Source organism: Acidobacteriota bacterium (genome assembly GCA_040752675.1).
In the GTDB taxonomy this organism is placed as follows: Bacteria; Acidobacteriota; Polarisedimenticolia; order JBFMGF01; family JBFMGF01; genus JBFMGF01.
On sequence record JBFMGF010000010.1, the window covers coordinates 1 to 21,685 of the forward strand.

The 21,685-nt window shown below is 49.6% G+C and carries 23 protein-coding genes and 4 tRNA genes; 1 reads left to right on the top strand and 26 read right to left on the bottom strand.

The features are described 5' to 3' along the window. The 15 genes from AB1756_01305 to AB1756_01375 all read right to left on the bottom strand — a co-directional run. On the bottom strand, positions 1-113 hold a 113-nt coding region (locus tag AB1756_01305; GenBank protein ID MEW5805985.1), incomplete at its 3' end, for a GTP-binding protein. 39 nt (positions 114-152) lie between these two features. Next, positions 153-227 (bottom strand) — tRNA-Thr (locus AB1756_01310). Positions 228-283: 56 nt separating this feature from the next. Continuing rightward, positions 284-360: transfer RNA gene (locus AB1756_01315), tRNA-Gly, on the bottom strand. Between the two features lie 126 nt (positions 361-486). After that, positions 487-571, bottom strand: a tRNA-Tyr gene (locus AB1756_01320). 78 nt (positions 572-649) lie between these two features. Continuing rightward, positions 650-724: transfer RNA gene (locus tag AB1756_01325), tRNA-Thr, on the bottom strand. 61 nt (positions 725-785) lie between these two features. Next, positions 786-1,535: a 23S rRNA (guanosine(2251)-2'-O)-methyltransferase RlmB gene (rlmB, locus tag AB1756_01330; GenBank protein MEW5805986.1), complete on the bottom strand. Its 750-nt coding sequence runs from the start codon at positions 1,533-1,535 to the stop codon at positions 786-788. Positions 1,536-1,558: 23 nt separating this feature from the next. Next, complete coding sequence (gene ispF / locus AB1756_01335) at positions 1,559-2,038, bottom strand: 2-C-methyl-D-erythritol 2,4-cyclodiphosphate synthase (GenBank protein ID MEW5805987.1); 480 nt, start codon at positions 2,036-2,038, stop codon at positions 1,559-1,561. Beyond that, complete coding sequence (ispD, locus tag AB1756_01340) at positions 2,035-2,742, bottom strand: 2-C-methyl-D-erythritol 4-phosphate cytidylyltransferase (GenBank protein ID MEW5805988.1); 708 nt, start codon at positions 2,740-2,742, stop codon at positions 2,035-2,037. Before ispD ends, ispF begins: the two co-directional genes overlap by 4 nt. A gap of 12 nt (positions 2,743-2,754) precedes the next feature. Then, positions 2,755-3,312 carry a ribosome recycling factor gene (frr, locus tag AB1756_01345; GenBank protein ID MEW5805989.1) on the bottom strand — a complete coding sequence of 186 codons (558 nt, stop codon included), beginning with the start codon at positions 3,310-3,312 and terminating at the stop codon, positions 2,755-2,757. Between the two features lies 1 nt (position 3,313). Beyond that, positions 3,314-4,048: a UMP kinase gene (pyrH, locus tag AB1756_01350; GenBank protein MEW5805990.1), complete on the bottom strand. Its 735-nt coding sequence runs from the start codon at positions 4,046-4,048 to the stop codon at positions 3,314-3,316. 32 nt (positions 4,049-4,080) lie between these two features. Next, complete coding sequence (gene tsf, locus AB1756_01355; protein ID MEW5805991.1) at positions 4,081-4,701, bottom strand: translation elongation factor Ts; 621 nt, start codon at positions 4,699-4,701, stop codon at positions 4,081-4,083. Between the two features lie 8 nt (positions 4,702-4,709). Further along, on the bottom strand, positions 4,710-5,645 hold the full coding sequence (gene rpsB / locus AB1756_01360; protein ID MEW5805992.1) for a 30S ribosomal protein S2: 936 nt from the start codon (positions 5,643-5,645) through the stop codon (positions 4,710-4,712). 21 nt (positions 5,646-5,666) lie between these two features. Continuing rightward, entirely contained in the window at positions 5,667-6,062 is a 396-nt protein-coding gene (gene rpsI / locus AB1756_01365) for a 30S ribosomal protein S9 (GenBank protein ID MEW5805993.1), read from the bottom strand. A 12-nt stretch (positions 6,063-6,074) separates the two neighbouring features. Then, entirely contained in the window at positions 6,075-6,503 is a 429-nt protein-coding gene (gene rplM / locus AB1756_01370; GenBank protein ID MEW5805994.1) for a 50S ribosomal protein L13, read from the bottom strand. Between the two features lie 45 nt (positions 6,504-6,548). Then, complete coding sequence (locus AB1756_01375) at positions 6,549-6,869, bottom strand: hypothetical protein (GenBank protein ID MEW5805995.1); 321 nt, start codon at positions 6,867-6,869, stop codon at positions 6,549-6,551. A gap of 46 nt (positions 6,870-6,915) precedes the next feature. Here AB1756_01375 and ubiE point away from each other — a divergent pair, with 46 nt between their 5' ends. Then, on the top strand, positions 6,916-7,617 hold the full coding sequence (ubiE, locus tag AB1756_01380; protein ID MEW5805996.1) for a bifunctional demethylmenaquinone methyltransferase/2-methoxy-6-polyprenyl-1,4-benzoquinol methylase UbiE: 702 nt from the start codon (positions 6,916-6,918) through the stop codon (positions 7,615-7,617). 49 nt (positions 7,618-7,666) lie between these two features. Here the strand turns inward: ubiE and argF are convergent, their stop codons facing one another. From argF to AB1756_01435, 11 genes are all read right to left on the bottom strand, one after another. Then, positions 7,667-8,599 carry an ornithine carbamoyltransferase gene (argF, locus tag AB1756_01385; GenBank protein MEW5805997.1) on the bottom strand — a complete coding sequence of 311 codons (933 nt, stop codon included), beginning with the start codon at positions 8,597-8,599 and terminating at the stop codon, positions 7,667-7,669. Between the two features lie 76 nt (positions 8,600-8,675). Beyond that, entirely contained in the window at positions 8,676-9,671 is a 996-nt protein-coding gene (gene arcC / locus AB1756_01390; protein ID MEW5805998.1) for a carbamate kinase, read from the bottom strand. Positions 9,672-9,674: 3 nt separating this feature from the next. After that, positions 9,675-10,991: a cyclic 2,3-diphosphoglycerate synthase gene (locus tag AB1756_01395; GenBank protein MEW5805999.1), complete on the bottom strand. Its 1,317-nt coding sequence runs from the start codon at positions 10,989-10,991 to the stop codon at positions 9,675-9,677. Between the two features lie 119 nt (positions 10,992-11,110). After that, entirely contained in the window at positions 11,111-12,550 is a 1,440-nt protein-coding gene (locus AB1756_01400; GenBank protein ID MEW5806000.1) for a sigma-54 dependent transcriptional regulator, read from the bottom strand. A 5-nt stretch (positions 12,551-12,555) separates the two neighbouring features. Beyond that, the gene (locus tag AB1756_01405; protein MEW5806001.1) at positions 12,556-13,089 is read right to left on the bottom strand and encodes a hypothetical protein; all 534 of its coding nucleotides are present in this window, start codon (positions 13,087-13,089) and stop codon (positions 12,556-12,558) included. A gap of 217 nt (positions 13,090-13,306) precedes the next feature. Next, complete coding sequence (locus AB1756_01410) at positions 13,307-15,133, bottom strand: PilX N-terminal domain-containing pilus assembly protein (GenBank protein ID MEW5806002.1); 1,827 nt, start codon at positions 15,131-15,133, stop codon at positions 13,307-13,309. Positions 15,134-15,185: 52 nt separating this feature from the next. Beyond that, positions 15,186-17,840 (bottom strand): prepilin-type N-terminal cleavage/methylation domain-containing protein, encoded by a 2,655-nt coding sequence (locus AB1756_01415; GenBank protein ID MEW5806003.1) that lies wholly within the window; start codon positions 17,838-17,840, stop codon positions 15,186-15,188. A 19-nt stretch (positions 17,841-17,859) separates the two neighbouring features. Beyond that, positions 17,860-18,321: a prepilin-type N-terminal cleavage/methylation domain-containing protein gene (locus tag AB1756_01420; protein MEW5806004.1), complete on the bottom strand. Its 462-nt coding sequence runs from the start codon at positions 18,319-18,321 to the stop codon at positions 17,860-17,862. Between the two features lie 11 nt (positions 18,322-18,332). Then, on the bottom strand, positions 18,333-18,800 hold the full coding sequence (locus AB1756_01425; GenBank protein MEW5806005.1) for a prepilin-type N-terminal cleavage/methylation domain-containing protein: 468 nt from the start codon (positions 18,798-18,800) through the stop codon (positions 18,333-18,335). A gap of 238 nt (positions 18,801-19,038) precedes the next feature. Further along, positions 19,039-20,880, bottom strand: coding sequence for an ATP-binding protein (locus AB1756_01430; protein MEW5806006.1), 1,842 nt, complete (start codon positions 20,878-20,880; stop codon positions 19,039-19,041). A 14-nt stretch (positions 20,881-20,894) separates the two neighbouring features. Continuing rightward, complete coding sequence (locus AB1756_01435; GenBank protein ID MEW5806007.1) at positions 20,895-21,680, bottom strand: prepilin peptidase; 786 nt, start codon at positions 21,678-21,680, stop codon at positions 20,895-20,897. Between the last annotated feature and the right edge of the window lie 5 nt (positions 21,681-21,685).

Sequence of the window (21,685 nt, forward strand, 5' to 3'; positions counted from 1 at the left end):
TTCGCCAGCGTCATCGTGATCGCTGACGTCAATGTCGTCTTCCCGTGATCAACGTGCCCGATCGTCCCTATGTTTACGTGCGGCTTCGTCCTTTCAAATCTCTCCTTGGACATGGTCGCCTCCTTGAATTAATAATTTTTGATGACCTGCGCTGGAGCCCACGACCGGGATTGAACCGGTGACCCCTTCCTTACCAAGGAAGTGCTCTACCGCTGAGCCACGTGGGCTAACATGAAAAAATCTCTCACTATACTAATGACAAACTTCCTTATAAATAAAGGGATGGAGCGGGAAACGGGATTCGAACCCGCGACCCTCAGCTTGGAAGGCTGATGCTCTAGCCAGCTGAGCTACTCCCGCTCTTATCTGTTCCAAATTGTTCAGGTCCTGTGCGCGTCTTCTTTAACCCTGTCAAAAGGTTGATGTTTTATTACAATCAACGTTTTTGTTACCCCGTAAGATAGCACGGCACAAAGATTATGTAAATGGTGGAGAGGGGAGGATTCGAACCTCCGAAGGCTGCGCCGTCAGATTTACAGTCTGATCCCTTTGTCCACTCGGGAACCTCTCCAAACAAAAAAGCCCTCGTGATGCAGGTTCCTCAATAGCCAGAACACGACCTCACGGAGCAGACTCCCTCCTGGTCACGTGGAGCTGGCGAAGGGATTTGAACCCCTGACCCGCTGATTACAAATCAGCTGCTCTACCGCTGAGCTACGCCAGCTAACAAAGTTTTTATAATATCAATTCAAAAAAATAAAATCAAGATTTTTTTCATTTTTATTTTACTTTTTTGTAATGCTTCTTCTCATGACCTCATAGAGGATGACTCCACATGCCACGGAAACGTTCAGAGACTCCGCCTGCTCGCTTATAGGGATTCTTATGGAAGCATCCGTCCTACTCATCAATTCTGTTGTGATCCCGCTGCTCTCGCTCCCAAGGATCAGGGCAAGGGGAAACTCGAACAGAAAATCGTAGAAATCCTCCTTCCCGTCCTTCTCAACGGCAACGATATGAAAGCCTTTCTCTTTGAGCGCTTCTGCCAGGGATACAAGACTTTTTTCTCTGGAAATTCTCGCATGAACAATGCTCCCTGCCGATCGTTTTGCAGCCACCTTTGTCATTCCGACTGATCTCTTGATTGGAATGAAAATCCCTGCAACACTCGTTGCAACCGCAGTCCTCACGATGGCTCCGAAATTACCCGGATCTTCGATGCCGTCCAGGATCAGGACGATGGAACGGTCATCGATAAATTGGAAGATCTCCTGTCTGCTGGAATATCTTGAGGCTGCGATGGTGGCGACGATTCCCTGGTGTTTATCGGTCCCGCTCATCCTCCGCAGCATCCCCACGGGGACATTGGAAACGGGAATCCCTCTCTGCCGGGCCATCCTCATAAGAGCCCCGACTTTCCCTTCGGCGCCCCCTTTGGAAATGAAGATCTTCTCGATCTCAACTTTCCCCGAATGCAGTGCTTCGTGCAAAGGATTTATCCCGTATAGTATTTCTTCTTCGAACTGGTCTGTCATCCTTCCACGATCCTGCAAGTGTTTCAGCGCTCCCTCTGAAGAAGAGCCACTGCCTGAGCCGCCATTCCTTCTCCCTTCCCGACGAATCCCAGACCTTCCACTCTCTTCCCCTTGATACTGATCATCTCTCTGCTCACTCTCAGTGTAGAAGCTATGCGATCCTTCATTGCCTCGAAGTATGCCGCAAGAGGAGGCTGATCAGCTATGATTATGGAATCGAGGTTTATGATGGTGAACCCTTTCTCATGGACGATCATCCTAACCTTCTCGAGCATCTCCACGCTCGATGCATCACGCCAGGCTGGATCAGACACTGGAAAATAAAAGCCGATATCTTTCTCTGCCATTGCTCCAAGGATGGCATCGATGATACTATGAATCAGAACATCGGCATCGGAGTGACCATCCAGCCCTTTATCGAATGCAATCTCGACGCCGCCCAGTATGAGCCTTCTTCCCCTCTTCAGCGGATGAACATCGTATCCTATTCCCGCTCTTATCATGGCATCTTCCTTTCCCGGGATCGCATGAAAAGTTCGGCAATATGAAGATCACTTAGGCTGGTAACCTTCAGGTTGGTTCCCTCCCCTTCCACTACGCTGACCTTGAATCCCAGGCGTTCCGCAAGAGAGGATTCGTCTGTTGCCTCCCGCTTCTCTTTTGAGGCGGTCTTCATAATCTGCCCGAGAACATCGGCGCGGAATCCTTGAGGGGTCTGCGCGAGGTAGAGTTTATCCCTCTTGAGAGTCTTCAAAATGAATCTTTTTCGATCTACCTCCTTGACCGTATCATTGACCTTGATGGCGGCTATCGCCGCCCCGCATCTTTTCGTCTCCGCCAGAACCTTTTTGATCAACTCCCTGGAAACTAACGGCCTGACGCCATCATGGATGAGATAGATAGAAGCATCTCCAGCCGCCTTAATACCGTTCTCCACCGATTCAAATCTCATCTTGCCGCCCGGCACAACGCACGCAACCTTTCCATACTTCCCGGTGATCGCGCTAAAATATCTCTTTAGATATCGCCGCGGAAGGACGACAATGATCTCGCTGATTTCATCTATCTCTTGAAAAGGGATGATGGCATTTTCCAGAACGGTCTTGCCGGCTATCCTTAGGAACTGCTTCGGGAGAGTTGTACCCAGGCGCTTCCCCTCGCCCCCGGCAGCGATGATGGCTTTGACGATTTGTTTTCTTCCTGACAAGTCGTTTAAGGATCAGAGTTCCATGAGCTCTTTGTTCTTGTTTTTGACGAGATCATCTATCTTCATGACGAATTTATCCGTTATCTTCTGAATCTCATCATAACTCTTGTGCTCTTCATCCTGCGATATCTTTTTATCTTTCTCCAGCATCTTGATCTCTTCGTTGCCATCACGCCTAATCTGCCTGAGAGCCGTCTTCCCCTCCTCTCCAATCTGGTTGACTTTCTTGCCGAGCTGCTTCCTGCGCTCCTCCGTCAGGGGAGGAATGGGGATTCGGATGACCTTTCCATCGCTGATCGGATTCAGACCAAGATCAGCCTTCAGGATGGCTTTCTCAATCGCTTCCATGACACTCGGGTCGAAGGGATGAGCGATGATCATGGCGGGATCCGGGATTGAGAGTTTGGATATCTGACTGATTGGAGTTTCGGTTCCATAGTAGTTGACGGTCACGCCATTGAGGATTGCCAGGGATGCTCTCCCCGTTCTGATGACAGCAAGTTTGTGTTTCACGTCTTCGATTGTCAGGTTCATCCTCTTCTCTATTTTTGAAATGCATTCTTTCTGCATATCAGGACTCCTTGATGATCGAACCGACATCCTCTCCCAGAATGATCCGTTTTATGTTTCCCTTCTTTCGGATGTTAAAGACTATAATCGGCAGCCGGTTATCCATGCACAGTGAAATGGCGGTGGAATCGATCACCTTCAACCCTTTTTCCAGAACTCCCAGATATGAGATAGATTTGATCAGCTTCGCATCGGGGTGCTTCTCGGGGTCATTGGTGTAGATCCCATCGACTTTGGTTGCCTTCAGGAGGACCTCCGCCTTCACTTCCATGGCTCGCAGGGCAGCGGCGCTGTCAGTCGTGAAGAAGGGGTTGCCCGTTCCGGCTGCCATGATGATGACCCTCTTCTTTTCCAGGTGACGGATAGCCCTCCGCCTGTAGAACGGTTCGGCAACAGCTCTCACCTCAATGGCGGAAAGGACGCGAGTGACAAGGCCCAGTTTTTCCAGAGAATCCTGGATGGCCAGTGCATTGATAATTGTGGCAAGCATCCCCATATGGTCCGCGGCCACGCGATCCATGCCGACAGCGCGAGCAGATACGCCACGGAAGATGTTTCCCCCGCCAATGACGAGGGCTACCTCCACTCCGAGATCATAAACTTCCCGGATTTCTTCGGAGATGGATTCGATTGTGCTGGCGCTGATCCCGTACCCCTCGGTTCCCATCAGCGCCTCACCGCTTAGCTTGAGCAGAATCCTATTGTACTTAAGGCTTCGTTCAGGAAGGTCTGTCACCGGTCACTCCCGTGTTATGGCAAAGTTAACAGCTAACTGTTACCCTCTCCAAGAGCAAACCGTACGAATCTCTTCACCTGAATGTTCTCGCCGATCTTCGAAATGAGGGAGGCGATGTGATCTTTCACCGTGACGTCCATGTTCTTGACGAAGGGTTGTTCAAGGAGGCAAGCTTCCGCATAGAACTTTTCCATTTTTCCATCGACGATTTTCTCCAACACCTTTTCGGGCTTTCCTGAAGCCGCCGCCTGACTCCTGTAGATCTCCCTCTCGGCTATAAGAACCTCTTCGGTGACCTGCTCTCTACCAACAAACCGTGGAGATGAAGCGGCGATCTGCATGGCAAGATCTTTGACGAGCTGCTGGAAATCCGCGGTCCTGGCTACGAAATCGGTCTCGCAACTGACCTCCAGGAGCACGCCGATCTTCCCGCCAGGATGGATGTATGAACCGATGATTCCTTCGGAAGTCGTCCTGCCCGACTTCTTGAAAGCCGCGGCCAGTCCCTTCTTCCTTAGAATCTTGACCGCTTCATCGACGTTCCCTTTCGCCTCACTGAGAGCCACCTTGCAGTCCATGACTCCCGCGCCGGTCTTTTCACGAAGCTCCTTGACAAGCCCCGCGCTGATATTTGCCTGATCTCCCGCGTTCATTGTGATTTCTAACCTTTCTTTTTATCGCCTTTGGGCTCCCGGAATCCTTTCTTATCCCGGCTCCTGGCAAGCTTGATCATCTTCTCCCGCGTTTTTACTACATCAGTTTCCTTGTCAACCTCTTCATGTTCGAGCTCGGCTTTCGCCATCTTGGCTGCTACGATCTCCTTCCTGATCTCTCTCATCCTTGAGATCGATGCCGCCCTCTCTGCCTCTGCCAGCTTTTCTTTCTCAGCAATCTCATCCTTCTTCGCGCTGATGAAGAGATTGACTCCTTCGATGACTGAATCGGCGATCTTGGAGGTGAAGAGCTTAATGGCCCTGATGGCATCATCGTTACCAGGAATGACATAATCGATGTTCTCAGGGTCACAGTTGGTATCCACGACCGCGACGATGGGAATTCCTATCTTGGACGCCTCGCTGACGGCGATCCTTTCCTTCTTGGGATCGACGATGAAAATGGCATCCGGGAGCGATTCCAGAGTCCGGATCCCGCTAAGCACCTTTTCCAGTTTGACCCTCTCCTTTTCCAGCCTGGCTCTCTCCTTCTTGCTGAGATTCCCATGATTCTCCGGCTTGAGGATCTCTTCGAGTTTGTTTAGCCTGTTTACGCCCTTGATCACCGTGCGAAAGTTCGTCAGAAGTCCGCCGAGCCATCTCTGATTCACGAAGGGCATTCCGCAGCGGACGGCCTCCTCACTGATGACGTCTTGAGCCTGCCTTTTCGTCCCAAGAAAGATGATTTTGTTTCCACGAGATGCCAGCTCGGTAACGAAATTGGCGGCTTCGCGGAATTTATCCAGGGTTTTCTGAAGATCGATGATGTAAATATTGTTCCTCTGGCCAAAAATGTAAGGCTTCATCTTCGGGTTCCAGCGTTTTGTCTGATGCCCGAAATGAACCCCCGCTTCTAGCAGTTCCTTCAATTCTACTGATGCCAAGTTCCCTCCAGAAAAGAATGATTAACGTTTCGAGTACTGGAATCTCTTCCTGGCCCCCTTCTGGCCGTATTTCTTTCGTTCCTTCGCCCTCGGGTCGCGCGTCAGGAAGCCTTCCACTTTTAACTTCTTCCGAAGCTCTTTGTTGTATTCGAGAAGGGCCTTGGCGATGCCATGCCGGACTGCACCAGCCTGGCCGCTTATCCCTCCTCCATTGACGGTGATTTTGATGTCGAACTTATCGATCGTATCTGTCACGGCAAGAGGCTGCTTGATGATCATCTTGATGGCCTTGCTCGGGAAATACTTATCGAAGCTCTCCTCGTTGACTGTGATGTTCCCGCTTCCGGGGCGAAGGAAGACCCTCGCAACAGACGTCTTTCTTCTTCCCGTCCCATAGTATTGAATAACGCTTGACATGAACACCTCTTATTAAAGTTTTATCTCTTCCGGTCTCTGCGCAGCATGGGGATGTTCACTCCCGGGATAGACCTTGAGCTTCTTTAACATGGCCTTTCCGAGTTTTGTCTTGGGCAGCATGCCCCACACGGCCATCTCGATTACCATCTCCGGATTCCGCGAAAGAAGCTTTCCTGCCGCGATCTCCTTGAGACCCCCCGGATATCCCGAGTAATGCCTGTACATCTTTTCTTCAAGTTTGTTGCCGGTCAGGACAACCTTGGATGCATTGATGATGATAACATGATCACCCACGTCGATGAAAGGAGCATAGGTTGCCTTCTTCTTTCCGGTAAGATATTCCACCACTTTCGTGCAGAGGCGGCCCAGCGTTTTCCCTTCGGCGTTGACAAGCCACCATTTTTTTTCGATCTCCCCCTTTGAAGGGACATAAGTTTTCATGGTTATACCTCGGCTGCGATTAACTATATTTATCAATCCGACATCTTAAAAGTTTTTTAAGATGATTGCCTCTATTTCTTTAGAACCATCGTTTTCATCTTTCAAGATTGAAATTCGCTTTTCTAAGCCTAATAAAGAAATTGATTTTTTACTATAGCTGCAATATTTTGTCAAGGATAGAGCCAGCATTGTTTGCTCCACTGGCATCTCAAGAATTAGTCTTCTGAAATAAACGAAGCAATCACTTTGGATGCTCCTTTGAGGGTTTTTTGAGTCAATCCCATCTTCAGTTGAAAATGGGATTGACTCCATCAGGAAAATGAATAATTGAGATTCAAAATAAGCTGAGCTGAAAAGAAAGGACATCGGGTAAAATTCCTCCAAAATGTTATATGATTACTCGCCCATGGCTATGAGAGATGTAGGAAATATAAGAGAGATGTTTTCGAGCATATCGGGAAGGTATGACCTCCTGAATCATCTCCTTAGTTTTAACATAGACAGAAGATGGAGAAAGAAACTAATCGCAATGATCCCTGCCAGGAGCCGTCTCGTTCTCGATTACTGCTGCGGTACTTCCGATCTAGGAATTCTAGCAGCTAAATCGGAAAAATCTATCATTGGATTGGATTTCAGCCATGAGATGCTGGTTGAAGGTAGCAGAAAGATCCTGAAGGAGGGGTTGAACCACACCGTCTGTCTCATCGAGGCGGATGCCCATGTACTGCCCCTGAAAGATGGAAGTGTTGACACCATTATGACCGCCTTTGGCATCAGAAACCTGGTGGACCTTGAAAGAGGCTTTTCTGAAATGGCAAGAGTCCTGACTGCAGGAGGGACGGCACTGATAATCGAATTCAGCAACCCGACCAACATCTTCATAAAGATGCTTTACTATCCTTACCTGAGATTCCTCCTTCCTCTCTTCGGAACTCTGATCAGCGGGAACAGGAACGCGTATCATTACCTCACCTCAACGATCATGGCTTTCCCGGAACCTGAAAAGATCCGGCAGATAATGGAAAAAGCAGGTTTTGAAAAGGCAAATCTCAAAGGCCTATCAGGCGGGATCGTTACTCTATACATCGCCAATAAGAGAACTGGCGAACAATGAGGGTTTATCTTCTTCCCGGACCTCTCTCTTCGATTGTGAGGACGATGTATCAGATGAAGCTTTCTTCGCCCATGAGGAGGTTCATGATTGCCTTCTGCACATGGAGTCTATTTTCAGCCTGCTGGAAGATCACTGAATATTGAGCATCGGCAACGTCGTCGGTGACTTCTTCTCCCCTGTGTGCTGGGAGGCAATGCATGAAGATGGCGCTCTTTGAAGCCATATCCATTACAGTCGAATTGACCTGATAGTCTCTAAACTTCCGGATCCTTTCTTCCCGTTCCGCTTCCTGTCCCATGCTTGCCCAGACATCCGTGTAAACGACATCGGCCTTTTTCAGTCCTTCGCGGATATCATTGGTGACATGTATCTCTACCCCTGTCTTCTTCGCATCCTCCCTAGCTTCCCTCGCTACCTCTTCTCTCGGTTCGTACCCTGGGGGTGTGACTATGGTGATGTTCGCTCCCACCTTAGCGGCGCAGTGCATCAGTGAGTGTGCCACGTTGTTTCCATCCCCGACAAATACGACCTTCAATCCCTTGAGATCTCCCTTGATGTCTCTGATCGTGAAGAAGTCAGCGAGCGCCTGGCAGGGATGGAATAGATCCGATAGCCCGTTGATCACTGGAATGCCGGCATAAGCCGCCAGGTCAACGATCGTCTGATGGCTGAACGTCCTTGCCATGATGGCGTCGGTCCATCGCTCGAGATTTCTGGCCACGTCGGGGATAGATTCCCTCTTCCCAATCTGAGCATCCGATGATGCGAGGTAGATGGCGTGCCCTCCCATCTGAGTCATGCCAACCTCAAAGGTGACCCTCGTTCTAAGAGAAGGCTTCTCAAAGATCATGGCGAGGGTCTTTCCAGCAAGAGCATCGGTGTACCGATCAGGATTGGCCTTCATGATCTCCGCCAGATTAAGAATCTCCAGAATTTCATCGATCTCCAGGTCATGGATGGATATAAGGTCCGTGTTTTTCATCTTTTCTCCCGCTTTTTAGCCCATTATGATAACAGATTGAGAGCCGATTTTTAAAAAGCCTGCGAATTTTATCAGGTTATGATTCTTTGGTCCGCTCGACCATAGGAGGAAAGAGCGGAAGGCTCTCTCGGATGATGAGTGTCCCGCTTTTCCCTTCTATTGCATCCTTTACGGAAGAGATCGAAGTAATAAGGACTTCCTTACCAGTGGTTTCGACGAAATCGATGGCGGCTTCCACCTTGGGGCCCATACTCCCTGGCGGGAACTGACCCTGCTGAAAATATCTCTTAGCTTCCTTCAGAGTCAGGAGAGAAAGCTCCTTCTGGCTCTTCTTGCCGTAATTAAGGTAAACCTTCTCGATGTCCGTTAGAATGATGAAGAGATCGACGCCAACCTCCTTGGCGATCAGAGCTGCGGCATAATCTTTATCGATGACAGCCTCGATCCCGTGTAGAAATCCCCGTTCATCCCTGTAGACAGGGATGCCACCTCCACCTGCCGCTATGAGGACGTAACCCTGGGTTATGAGACTCTTGATGACATCCATCTTCAGGATGGCAATCGGCTTCGGTGAAGGGACGACCTTTCTGTATCCTCGTCCGCTATCCTCCACCATCGTCCATTTTTTCTCGGCCATGAGATACTCTGCTCTGTAAGCGGTGTAGAATGGACCGATCGGCTTGGTTGGATTCTTCAGAGCCGGGTCATCCTTGCTGACCTCGACCTCGGTGAGGATGGTAACAATATCCTTCTTGATTCCCCTCTTCCTGAAGGAGTTGGACAGTGCCTTTTCGAGCATATACCCGATGCTCCCCTCGGACTGGGCTACGCAGACATCAAGGGACAATGGCGGGACTTTGGTGACTGCTTCCTCCACCTGGATCAGGATATTTCCTACCTGGGGACCGTTACCGTGGACAAGTATTAGGTCGAACCCCTTTTCCACAATGTTGCAAAGAATCTCGGCAACCCTCGCGGCATTCTCGAGCTGCTCGCCCTGTGTTCCCTCTTTTCCTCTCTCAATGAGGGCATTACCACCGAAGGCTATCAGTGCAATCTTTCTGTCGTCCATCTGTCAATCCCGGAACCTTTCAAGGACTTCTGCCAGGTCAGGCTTGCTCATCTCTCTAAGCCTGTAGGTCACCCGCAGCGCCTGTTTCTTGAAGTCGATGATGCGTCTCAGATCGATGGGCGTTCCAATAATTATAAGGTCACAATTTGTCCTCTCAATGGTTTCCTGAAGCTCTTTGATCTGCCTGTCACCATATCCCACGGCAGGGAGGAGTGCTCCTATATGTGGATAATCCTCAAAAACCTTCTGAATAGAACCAACGGCAAAGGGTCTCGGGTCAATGATCTCAGCGGCGCCGAATTCACGCGCGGCTATGGTCCCAGCCCCATATTTCATCTCTCCGTGTGTTAGAGTAGGACCATCTTCGACGATCAGCACGCGTTTCCCCTTTATCATTTTGGAATTGTCAACTTCTATCTTCAAGTCAGCCTCAATCACTATCGCCTTAGGATTGATTTTTTTTATATTCCGTTTGACTTCCTGGACCCCCTCCTTCGGTGCAGTCGAGACCTTACTAATGATGATGACGCCAGCCCTTCTCAGATTGACCTCTCCGGGGAAGTACCTGATTTCATGTCCCGGCCTGTGCGGATCGACAATGACTATCTCTAGAGAGGGCTTATAGAAGGGCAGGTCGTTATTTCCACCATCCCACATGATGATATCGGCTTCCTTCTCCGCCTCTTTCAGGATCGCTGCATAATCGACTCCGGCATAAACGATGTTGCCGTTCGTGACATGATGTTCATACTCTTCCCTCTCCTCGAGCGTACATTCCTGCCTATCGATATCCTCTACCGACGCAAACCTCTGGACCTTCTGCTTTACGATGTCACCGTAAGGCATGGGATGCCTTATGACGACAATTTTCTTTCCCATGCCGCGAAGAATCTTGGATATCCTCCTGGTCGCCGGGCTTTTACCGCTTCCCGTCCTCACGGCACATATGGAAATTACAGGGAGCCTGGATTCCAGCATGGTGTGCCTTGAGCCGATCAGCTTGAAATCAGCCCCCGCAGCAATCACCTGGGAAGCCTTATGCATGACAAATTCGTGCGATATGTCGCTATAGGAAAATACAACCTCATCGATCCCATGTTGATCAATGAGCTCATTAAGCCTTTTTTCCGAATAGATGGGTATTCCCTCAGGATAAAGCTTTCCGGCAAGCTCGGCCGGGTACTGCCTCCCTTCGATGTTTGGTATCTGTGTCGCGGTGAAGGCCACAACTCTGTAATTCTCATTATCTTTAAAGTATAGGTTGAAGTTATGAAAGTCCCTTCCTGCTGCTCCCATTATGAGAACATTTTTGACTGCCATAGAACCTCCTGATTAATTATGATAAAGATGATTTTTTCTGAAAAATGAAAACGGAGCTTAAGCTCCGTATAATCCCTGGTTAAAATTAATATAAAAATATAGCAAATGCTTAGCTTAAGTCAAGGAAGGGAGGGTTTCAATGGATCGATCCCTAATTCTATTATTTTTGTATATAATTCTGTTTCACTAAGACCAAGGATCTTCGAAGCTTCTTTCATGTCGCCTTGCGCATCATTCAGCGCTAGAAATATCTTAAATTTCTCAGCGACACCGGCACCTGCGTCCCTTGCCTCTTGGAGATCCTTTTCCTTTAAAGAGGCAATGAATCCCTCAAAGGCAAGCCGAGCCTCATTTCTCCAGCCTATGCCTTTACTGATACACCACTCTGCAAGCGTTTGTCCTGGCAAGTTCAAATGTTCAATCTTGATTAGATCCCCCTCAACCAGGATGACAGCCCTTTCCATGCAATTCTCGAGTTCCCTGATGTTCCCGGGCCAGTGATAACTTTCCAGGGTTTTCAGAGCCCCATCGGTGAGTTTTAAATTCTTCTTCCGGAACTCTCTTGAGAACTTCTCAATAAAATGCCTGGCAAGGAGATGAATGTCTGATTTTCGTTCCCTCAGTGGCGGTATCAGAACCGGAACCACCGAAATCCTGTAGTAGAGGTCCTCCCTGAATTTCCCTTCCTCCACGCTCTTCTTCAGGTTCCTGTTTGTGGCGGCTATGATCCTTACATCGACTTCGACGGTCCTGGTCCCTCCGATCTTCTCAAACTTCTTTGTCTCGATGACGCGAAGGAGCTTGACCTGGACGTTGTGGGCGAGGTCTCCAATCTCATCCAGGAAGATCGTCCCCCTGTGAGCCATCTCAAATCTTCCCATCCTGGATGTGTGGGCACCAGTATAGGCTCCTTTTTCATGGCCAAAGAGCTCATTTTCAAGTAGGGTCTCTGGAATGGCGGCACAGTTGATAGGAACAAACGGCTCATTCTTTCTTTTGCTCAGAAAATGAACGGCACGGGCAAAGAGCTCTTTCCCCGTGCCGCTTTCGCCAAGGAGAAGAACCGTTGCATCAGTAGGGGCAATCTTCTTGATCTCAGCCTCTATATCTTTGATCTTCTCATGCTCCCCGACAATTTTCGGAAAGCCAAGCTTCTCTGAAAATTCCTCCTTCAAGATTATATTTTCCGTAAGAAGGTTCCTCTGCCTGATTCCCCTGTCGATGAGGAGAAGCAAGTGGTCTGTATCCACCGGCTTCGAGATGTAATCGAAGGCTCCTTCCTTCATGGCAAGGACGGCATCTTCGATCGTCCCGTAAGCGGTCATGACGATTACAGGGATGCTGGCATCAACTTCCATGGTCGCCTTGAGGATCTGGTGACCATCAGCTTCAGGCAGCCGCAGATCGGTTAAAACGAGGTCGTAGCCTTTCTGGTTAAGCATGGATATGGCGGCTCTGCCGCTCGGCGTGTCGTCGACGAGATGACCTTCCGATTTCAGCGTCTTTTTTAGGACCTCTCTCAGGGAGTCCTTGTCCTCAACGAGTAAGATTCTGCTCATGCCTCTCAGATACCCGCGTTTCTCAGCTCTTGCTTAAACCTTTCGAGTTCCTCTTCAGCTCTTCTCAGATCCTCCTCGCCCTGCTCTATCTGCTTCTCCGTCCTTTCAAGTCTCTTTGCGTTATCCATGGAGGCTTCCTCCTTCTGATCCTCTTCGGTTATCTCAGGGCGAGGCAAGAAAGGATTCTGGATCGATGCTCTCTTTTTCTTGAGATACTCCAGTCGTTGCTCTGCTTCTTTCACTTTAGCTTCCTTTTCCGCTATCCTGGCCTCTTTCCATTTCTGGACCGCCTGGGGTTCGGTAATCTTCTTTATGATCTCTTCGACGGATTCAAATGTGGCTTCTTCCTCTACCTCTTCTGCCTTTTTCTTCTCTCCCTCTGTCGCATATTTCTCAAGGTCATCGTTCGTGAAAACGTACGGCTCTTCCTCTTTCTTAGTCTCCTCTTTCTTCTTCTCTTCCCCGGCAGATGCAAAGGGAAATGCCAAGATAAGCAGTGCTATCAGCAGAAATGCGAGAAGTCTCAGATATTTTTGCATCGACAAATCCTCCTACTAACTTTATAAAATAAAACGCAATGAAATTATAATACAAAAGTCTTCACTATTCTTTTCTAAATAGTAAAGAAGTTTCCTGCGTTTTATAGAACTCTTAGCCCCTGAGCGACACTTGCCGGGAGCAGCGGGGGTTCCCATCCGGGCAAGCAGGAAGGGGAAAGCCCGCCCTTTGCATATCAATTTGCATCAAATTGTGGGATTACATGTCCGTCTGCATGGAAGAGATGACGACTCTAGGCAGGTCAAGCTCTGCGGGAGGCCACTGTCCTTTAATCAACCTCTCATCGAAGTAGATCTCCGGTGTGCCTGCAATGGCATGATCCTCGCCTGCTCCCTCCTTGGCGATGACACTTCCGAAATAGACCGCCTGTCCCTTTGCATTGAACTTCCCGTTAGTGTATAGAACCCCATAAAAGTTGATCTCGGTATTGATGGGTGAACCGGCATCCTCCCTGTCTGAAGCACTGGTTGATGTGGGGGTTCCGGTCAAATTGTACGTGCCTGTCTTCGAAGCAGGGTAACTCAAATTGAGATGCGTCTCTCCATCATTGTAGGCACCATCGAGAGGTTGTCCATTGGACCCATCGAGGTAAGGCTCTCCGGGGGGGATCAGATTCCTCATGGGAGGGCTTCCAATACCCAGCGTAACAAAGTTGGATGAATTCAAATATACAAATCCTCCCGACCACCACCCTTTTCCGCTGATTGTCACCTCGGGCGTCAGGTTATCGTACCATCCGTCTGCATCGTCATCATGGGGTGCTTTGCCATCGGCCGTGTCAAAGAAGAACAAGCCCATATTCGTATTCGTGAAGTACTCGATGGAATTGGGAGTGCCGCCGCCGTCTTCTTTGAAAAGCTGGGTAGCCGGATCATAGGAATAATAATGGATATTTCTTCCGCCGCTCAGGGCTATATTCTTCCACATGTCGTAATCGAAGTTCGGACATAGGTCCTTATCTACATACTGGAAGAGATTGCTGTGCTCCTTATCGATATCGGTCGCCACTGCAGCCGGATCAAACGGCCAGGGCTGCTGGTTTGTATTGGGAGCCCCGATGATCTGTCCCCCTACCTCTGCCTTGTACCAGGGATCCTCGATCGAATCGTCCGAGGAGTTGATCCACGCATTTAAATCAGAACCTGTTATGTGGGTCAGCAGATCTTCCCATGGAAATGCGCTGTTATGCTTGACGTCGATGGAACCGCCGGAGATGAAATCGGCATTGTTGACTGCCGTTGCGACACCCCAGAATACGGAGAAATCCCCGGTCCAGGACAGGTTTCTGCAGGAATGCAGAGGGCCCCACGGGCCGGGATACGGCGTCTCATTGAGAACGGCCTTCACTACCCTCTCGGCGATCTTTCTCTCGTTGGATGTACCGGCATTCTCGAAAAGGGATGCTGTTACTCTGACAGTTCCCATACCGTATCTGATCCTGTTCGCCCCGATCGTGATGATGGGCGGTTCATAGATGTCGATCTGGGTGATCCTTGCTCTGTAATGGGACTTTGGAAAATCCGGAAGGATGACGTCATTTACGCTCTGGAGAAATGCCCTGACGCTGGAGCTGGAGCTTGATTCGGATATCCTCATGTCGGGTCCGTCTTCCGTCCCTGAAAGCGCATCCTCGAGAATGCCGCGATAAGGCTTGTCGAAGATATCATTCGTGGTTTGCTTGTAATAGGGCTTCCCTGACGTGCCATCGGCAAGAACTCTTGCCGTCGAAGGGTTGTTGTCATGGTCTATCATCCTGAGACTCCGATCGACCTGGGATGATGCAGGAACGAGGTAGCTGTATGGAGAATCTGGCCTGTCGAACCAGTTCTTGACAAGCTTGACACCAGCCTCGGCAACGTAATGCGTGATGGAATAGTTCCTCTCGTTGACCGAGATCTTATTTTCAGTGTCCGCCATCAAGAGGAAAGAGATTCCAAGCAGCGTCATGATGACCATGACCAGAAGCGATATAACAAGAGCAGAGCCTTTCTGACCTTTCACCATTTTCATCAATCTTTCTTTCATTGGTCAAACTCCATGATTGATTTTCTGTAAATAAAATGACATTGAGCTATTCTTATTCAGGTATTGGTTCGATCCTCAAATCACATTCTCCTTGGGAAGGTTCACCATGATATCGGAACGTATAGACGACTTCCACGATGTCTTTCAACTGTCCAACGATGAGAGGCTTATCGAAGAGGAGCCCCATCTTCTGAGGATTCAGAGCCGTGTACTCGGCACCGAGTGGGAGAGGAGGCCTCGGGTCGTTGTTGAATGATACGCTGGCTGGCAAGGTGTCACCGCTTGAACTATAAACTACGTTGGGCTGCTGATCGAAAGATAGGCCTTCCACCCATGGATAGTATATCTTCTGAAGCTTCTTTCCCTTCTGCGTTCTATCCTCAGCCAGCCTGACCACGAGTTTGAATATCTCAAGGTCCTTTCCACTTGAATTGGCGATCTTCCACCAAATGCTGTTGTATTTGCTCGCCCCCTTAGTCGGGTTGTAGACAGGATCGCTTGCCGTGATCTCACAGGGAACGGTCGGAACGACATTGTAGGTTACCGTCTTTGTCTTTATGCAGCCGCTGGAATTTTCCACAGTGGCCGTCACATAATAATTGCCTGGAATAGTAACCGTCCAGGAGAAGGTGTATGGCGGAGAACCCGGTCTATCCTCATTGTAAACCGTTTGATTGTTCTGGTCGACGATCTGAAGATTGCAGGAGGTATAGGTGTCGGTTCCGGATACGGAGACGGTGATGGTATAAGTCCCCGTGGCCATCTCGCTTCCATCCGGAGGATCGATGCTGATCTCTCCATCAAACGGACATGACGATAGAGCGGGGTCTGACAGGTCGCTCTCATTGGGACAATCGTCAAGAGCGCTGACCCTGTAATATATCTCCCAGTCTTCAGACTGCCCTTCGGCCCCTGTATCGATATATTCAGAGGTACTCGAATTTCCGATATAAGTATATTCCGCCATCCATGGGTTGCTTCCCGTCGGTATCCTGGCCTTCCAGATTTTGTAATTGTCGATGAAGATCGTGTTTGGAGGAGTGGCGGTATCCTGAGTGACGGGAGTCCAGGTGATCCTGATGCGATCGGGACCTATCCTGTTAGCATTCACGTTGGTCGGTTTCGCCGGTTGGATGGCGGACGATGCTTTTCCCTGAATGGCAGCAGCCCACGGTGCACTTTCATTCCCACACTTATCCACCGCCGTGATGTTGTAATAATAGTTACGGCAATTGACAACGTTCCAATCAGTATATTGCGGGCTGGCTGAAGCCAGGACGGTATTTTCATCGGCCAGCAGGTAGGATGGTCCGGGAGTGTAAGAGGAGGAAGTGCTTCTGTATATCCTGTAGCCTTTGAGATCTCTTATAGTCGGGGAGCCTGGATCACAGGCAAGGGGGTCGGCATTCTGCGAGACAGCATTCCAGCTGAGCTGGATCCTCCCTACAAGGCCTTCGGATGGATCATGCCCGGTGATGGTGGCAGAGCCAGAATCTACCGCCGCCGGAACAGTCCTAGTTGGACTGACGTCGTCTTTTACAACTGCGGAGATTGCCGAACTGTACTGGCTCCTGTTGCCAGAAGCATCCACCGCCGCGACGGCAAAGTAGTAGAGCGTGCCTGTCATGAGATTGGATATGAAGATATAGGTATTTCTCGTTTCCCGAACATCATCCATGGAGCCAGGGGAAGTCCCGAATTTCACCATGTAATGATCGACGATCTCGTTGGGATCGTTGGCGTTCCACTTCACGATCATCCCTTCGCAGTGACCCTGACAGAGAGCGACTCCGGTTGGTGTGCTCGGAGCGGTTAGATCGATGTCGGGAATCCCTTTCATGCCGAGATTTCTTGGAATGATGTCTGAGGTCAGGTTGAATTTTCTGTACTGTCTGGTCTTCGGATCAGAATCGGCTGGGTCCACCCACTTTGGATCAGGATGCTGGGTCATGCCGACGAGATCCACCTCAATCCTTCTTATAGTGGACCGTGTATCCTTTGCCGATTCCGATCCTCCAGGTGCCGTCATTAGAGCACCATTCTGGTCATAGTATTTGAATGTCATTGATTTGATATTGTCTGCAACGGGCTGCCTGACTATGAAGGAGGATGTTCCATATGTAGCATAATCGTTATTAAGAGTGATCTTGTATAAGACGTATGGGGGGGCATCCTGCATCAGGGCCACATGATCGATTGTGACTTCCTCGACCGTTCCATCCCGTGTCGAATCGGCTACATCGGCGTAGATTTTAATGGAACTCCCTCCCGTCCAGCCTTCCTTGCCAAGAGCATACGTGACGATCTCATCGTTCCCCGTGGTGATGGTGCTGAAGGTCACGGCCAGGGAGCTCTCGGGGGTACTATTCAACGAGGGATCCTCATGATCGTAATCTCCCCTGACAGTGATGGTGGTGTCCCAGGCTCCTTCGATCTGTTCATCGGGGAGGACCGGGCTCCCCATGGGATTCGTGTTGTATCCTGCAAGACGGAGGTCCGTACAGAGTTCATCAAAAGCAACCCTTGTGCTCTGTTGCTGATCCGCCGCCATTTCTCCCTTCTTGAAGGATTCGCGAGAGAGATTGTAGATCACAAAGGCTACGGCTGCTGCTATGACGAAGATGGTAGTGGCGACAAGGATCTCTGTGAGGGTCAATCCCTTTTCACCCCTTATCACCATTCTTAATCTGCTCAGTATCTTTTTCATGGAAAATCACTCCTCAAAGTTAAAATCTCATGGTGGCCAGTTCCAGTTCTCGATGCCGCAGGTTCTCGTTCCATTCCACGAGAACGGTTATTCTTATTCCTCGCGCCGATGAGAAAGTGGGCGGTGAAGCCGTCCCACCGATGGGCTCGAGCGTGATCGTTGCCATTCCATCGTTGAGTTTTGACTCTATTCCTGCTTGCCAGTGCTGCGCATAGCTGTTGGTCTCCGTATCGGCAATGCAGGATGTTGCAGATTCGGAACAGCCAAATTCAGTATAGAGTTGATGGTAGCTGAGATTGTCGAGCTCTTCGAGGATGTCCTGCGCGATGGAGAGAGCTTCGGTCATCTCGCGACCGCTCTTGACAAACCTTGCCCCGTAAGTGAAGAGTCCTGCGATGGAAACCAGAACTCCCGCCAGAAGGGCTAGAGCGATCATGACCTCAATAAGATTGAAACCTCTGTGGTCGCTTAATAGTTTCATCGTGCCCTCCATCAGGATGTGATCTGTTCAAGCTGCACGGTAATCTTGCCTATGGCATTAACGGTGACAGTGTATCTGTTGATCAGGTCGCCGGCGATCCTGTTCTCGAGGACGACGGTCTTTTCCCCTCCTGAAACTCCGCCGTTAGATGTGAAAACGATCGGGTTGGAGGTCGTGGAAACCAGCCTGACGCCAACCGGCATCTCAATCTTCACCTGCGTTCCATTGGCATCATCGTACGTGTAGTAATTGAGCGGGTCGATCTGAATGTTGAAATCTCTCGTGGTCCTGTTCGTGACCGCTATGTATCTTGCCGCTCTTAGATCAACAGTCAACTGATCGGCGGCGGACCTAATTCTGGCCCGCTTTATCCACTCTCCCATGGCTGGGAAGCCGACGAGAACGATGATACCGAGAATCGCGAGGACTGCCAGCATCTCCGTCAGGGTAACGCCTTTTGAATCCTTTAATCTTGCCATTTTTTCCCCTCTCAAAACATGGCCTAATCAAGCATCATTTATGCCATGGACATTATATATTGCAACCTAATTATCTTATTTATTTATAACAACTTGTAAAAGTAGTCGCGTTTGCATATTGTCAGTGACATGATTATGACAAATTTTTCAGCAAGCTCCGTTACAAAAAGTATCTGATTCTCTCCCGTTTTGCCTTCGAAGGATCCTCTTCATAGACTTTCCTCTATAAAGATCCCTTTCAGGAGGCTCTCAGCTCAAGAAATGGGAAAGTTATTTTAAAGATAAGACCGATCCCTTTCCGATTCTCTACTTCGATAATCCCGTCGTGGCTCACTATGATCTTCTGAGCTATTGCCAGACCGAGTCCTGTGCCGGACTCCTTTGTAGAGAAAAAAGGAATGAAGATCCTGTCAATCTGGTCATCCGGGACTCCACCCGCATAATCATAGAAAATGACCTTTCCCTTCTTATCCTCCGATCTTTCAAGAGCGATTTCTACTCTTCCGCCAGAGGGACCGTAAGCCTCCGCAGAATTTCTGATGATGTTGAGAAAAGCCTGCTTCAACAGCGCTTCATCTGCCGAGATCTCCAAGGGATCAGCATGCAGCTCGATCTGAAGAGGTTTAAATTGCTCATTGTTCTTCAGATCATCCTTGAGATCCATCAGGAGCTTTTTCAGATCCACCCTGGAAAGATTAAGCTTGGCCGGTTTTGCATAGGAGAGAAAATCATCGACGATCCGCTTAGACGATTCAACCTCCTTCAGTATCGCCTTCGCGCTTTCAACGGATTCTTCGATGCTCCTCCCCTTGATGATGAGCTTTGCATTAGCTAGGATGGCGCCGAGAGAATTCCTGAACTCGTGGGCGATCCCCGCAGAGACCACTCCTGCTGCAGCCAGATTCTCCCTCACTCTCCCCCTTTCCTGGAGATTCTGGATCTCCGTGAGGTCAGTCAGTATGCAGAGGGCTCCAATAATCTTGCCGGCCTCCCCCTTGACTGGAGTCACGGCGGCTCCAATATGCCCTCTTTTCCAGTCTCGGCTCATTGACTTCAGCACTTCTCTTGAGAACTTTTTTCCCTCTCCAATCGATTGCTCAATGAGATCGGATAATCCATCTATATGAGCGGTTGCCGAGAGCAAAAGTTTTCCCTTCAATCTTTCAAGGCTGTCATCGAGGATCTTTTCAGCCTCTGGATTCATGGTGATGATCCGGCCATCGCTACCCAGATATATGACGCCACTCACCATTTCCCGTCCCACTTTCTCAACAAAGGCCTCCACGCTGACGTCAAGGGTCTCCACACTCCCGTGAAGCCTGTGAAGAGTTTCCTCCTGTTCCATGATCTTCTCGAGAACCTTCTTGAAAGACTCCTCCACGAGAATTGGCTCATCCGCCCATCCCCATTCTTTCTTTATGGTCTCCGGTATCCTGGAGGCTGCTTCCTCAAGGGCGCGAAATGGTTTCGCCACCCAGCTCCCGAAGAGAATACCGAGTACCAGCAAAATGATGATCACGGCAGCCTGCGAGATGATGAGCACTCTGTAATGCTTCTCCTGGCTTTGAAGGTCGGCATCGTAATAGGCAGATTTGAGGAACCCGAGGATTTTTCGTTCAGGTGAGAGAACTGGCGATAAATAAACGACCCTCCCTGCTTCCGGTGCCAGGTGCACCTCCATCCCCAGTCTGAGGGATTTCGCAGGGACTTCTCCGAGCTTTAGAAAATCTGGATCATCCTCCATCGGCATGAAGTTCTCCGAGCTTACGATGATCTCGCCATCCGAGTTCAGGATGCTACCTGAGAGCAGTCCGCTTTTCGAGACCCACCGCCTCAAATAGGAGGAATATACAGGAGACTCAAGCTTGCCAGGACTGGTGAGGATCTGCGTGGCACCGCTTTCGACAAGGCTCCTGAAAGCCGATGCGCTGATCGCTTTCCCTTTCTCGATAACCGAATTGATGAGGATGTTCCTGGATGAAGAGAGGAGATAGAAGTTCATAATATTGATGATGAGAAGAGTAAAGACGAGGAGGATGAAGAAGATCCTTATCTGATTTTCGTATCTTCTAAGACTCAATCGGGGCATATCGCTTAAGCCAGACCTATCAGAGAGAGGTAGCAGTTCAAAAGTCTCTCACCTGCGAAGAGGAAGATGAGTGAGCCGATGGATATGAAGCATCCAAACGGAAGAGCATGTTTGAAACTCTTCCGGAAGAAGATGATGAGCAGAAGTCCGACGATGGCGCCTGTCAGGCTGGCGATGAAGATGGTGGCAAGGACTCCCTTCAACCCGAGAAAAGCGCCGACCATTGTGATCATCTTGATGTCTCCTCCACCCATCCCTTCTTTCCCCGTCAGTCTCTCATAAATAAATGCGATCAGATAGAAACCAACAAAACCTGTTGCTGCACCCAGGATGGAATTCAGGATACCCAGGTGCTTCAGGAGGGGCGAAAGTCCTATACCTAATATAATCCCCGAAATGGTAATTTCATCTGGAAGGAGCTTTTCTCTGTAATCGATAAAGAAGAGGACGATGAGAGCCAGGGTAAAGGGGAGGTAGGCGATGAATTCGATGGCCAGCCCGAACTCCAGATAGAGGGAGACCGTCGCTACTGCGGCGACGATTTCAACGAAAGGATAGACGGGGGATATTCTGGCACCACAACTGGCGCAGTTGCCGAGGAGCAGAAAGTAGCTCAATACCGGGATGTTCTGATACCAGGGGATCAGGCTTCCGCAGGCTGGACAGAAGGAACGGGGCTTCACGATGGAAAGATGCTTCGGGATCCGGTAGATGCAGACGTTCATGAAACTTCCAAGCGTTGCGCCGAAGGCGATGAGAAATATGATTATGAACCAATCAGGATAATTCATATATT

Coding starts and splice junctions, on each gene's coding strand:
- rlmB (MEW5805986.1), bottom strand. CDS start 1,535: ATGACAGACCAGTTCGAAGAAGAAATACTATACGGGATAAATCCTTTG.
- ispF (MEW5805987.1), bottom strand. CDS start 2,038: ATGATAAGAGCGGGAATAGGATACGATGTTCATCCGCTGAAGAGGGGA.
- frr (MEW5805989.1), bottom strand. CDS start 3,312: ATGCAGAAAGAATGCATTTCAAAAATAGAGAAGAGGATGAACCTGACA.
- tsf (MEW5805991.1), bottom strand. CDS start 4,701: ATGAACGCGGGAGATCAGGCAAATATCAGCGCGGGGCTTGTCAAGGAG.
- rpsI (MEW5805993.1), bottom strand. CDS start 6,062: ATGTCAAGCGTTATTCAATACTATGGGACGGGAAGAAGAAAGACGTCT.
- rplM (MEW5805994.1), bottom strand. CDS start 6,503: ATGAAAACTTATGTCCCTTCAAAGGGGGAGATCGAAAAAAAATGGTGG.
- AB1756_01375 (MEW5805995.1), bottom strand. CDS start 6,869: ATGTCCTTTCTTTTCAGCTCAGCTTATTTTGAATCTCAATTATTCATT.
- ubiE (MEW5805996.1), top strand. CDS start 6,916: ATGAGAGATGTAGGAAATATAAGAGAGATGTTTTCGAGCATATCGGGA.
- argF (MEW5805997.1), bottom strand. CDS start 8,599: ATGAAAAACACGGACCTTATATCCATCCATGACCTGGAGATCGATGAA.
- arcC (MEW5805998.1), bottom strand. CDS start 9,671: ATGGACGACAGAAAGATTGCACTGATAGCCTTCGGTGGTAATGCCCTC.
- AB1756_01395 (MEW5805999.1), bottom strand. CDS start 10,991: ATGGCAGTCAAAAATGTTCTCATAATGGGAGCAGCAGGAAGGGACTTT.
- AB1756_01400 (MEW5806000.1), bottom strand. CDS start 12,550: ATGAGCAGAATCTTACTCGTTGAGGACAAGGACTCCCTGAGAGAGGTC.
- AB1756_01405 (MEW5806001.1), bottom strand. CDS start 13,089: ATGCAAAAATATCTGAGACTTCTCGCATTTCTGCTGATAGCACTGCTT.
- AB1756_01410 (MEW5806002.1), bottom strand. CDS start 15,133: ATGAAAGAAAGATTGATGAAAATGGTGAAAGGTCAGAAAGGCTCTGCT.
- AB1756_01415 (MEW5806003.1), bottom strand. CDS start 17,840: ATGAAAAAGATACTGAGCAGATTAAGAATGGTGATAAGGGGTGAAAAG.
- AB1756_01420 (MEW5806004.1), bottom strand. CDS start 18,321: ATGAAACTATTAAGCGACCACAGAGGTTTCAATCTTATTGAGGTCATG.
- AB1756_01425 (MEW5806005.1), bottom strand. CDS start 18,800: ATGGCAAGATTAAAGGATTCAAAAGGCGTTACCCTGACGGAGATGCTG.
- AB1756_01435 (MEW5806007.1), bottom strand. CDS start 21,680: ATGAATTATCCTGATTGGTTCATAATCATATTTCTCATCGCCTTCGGC.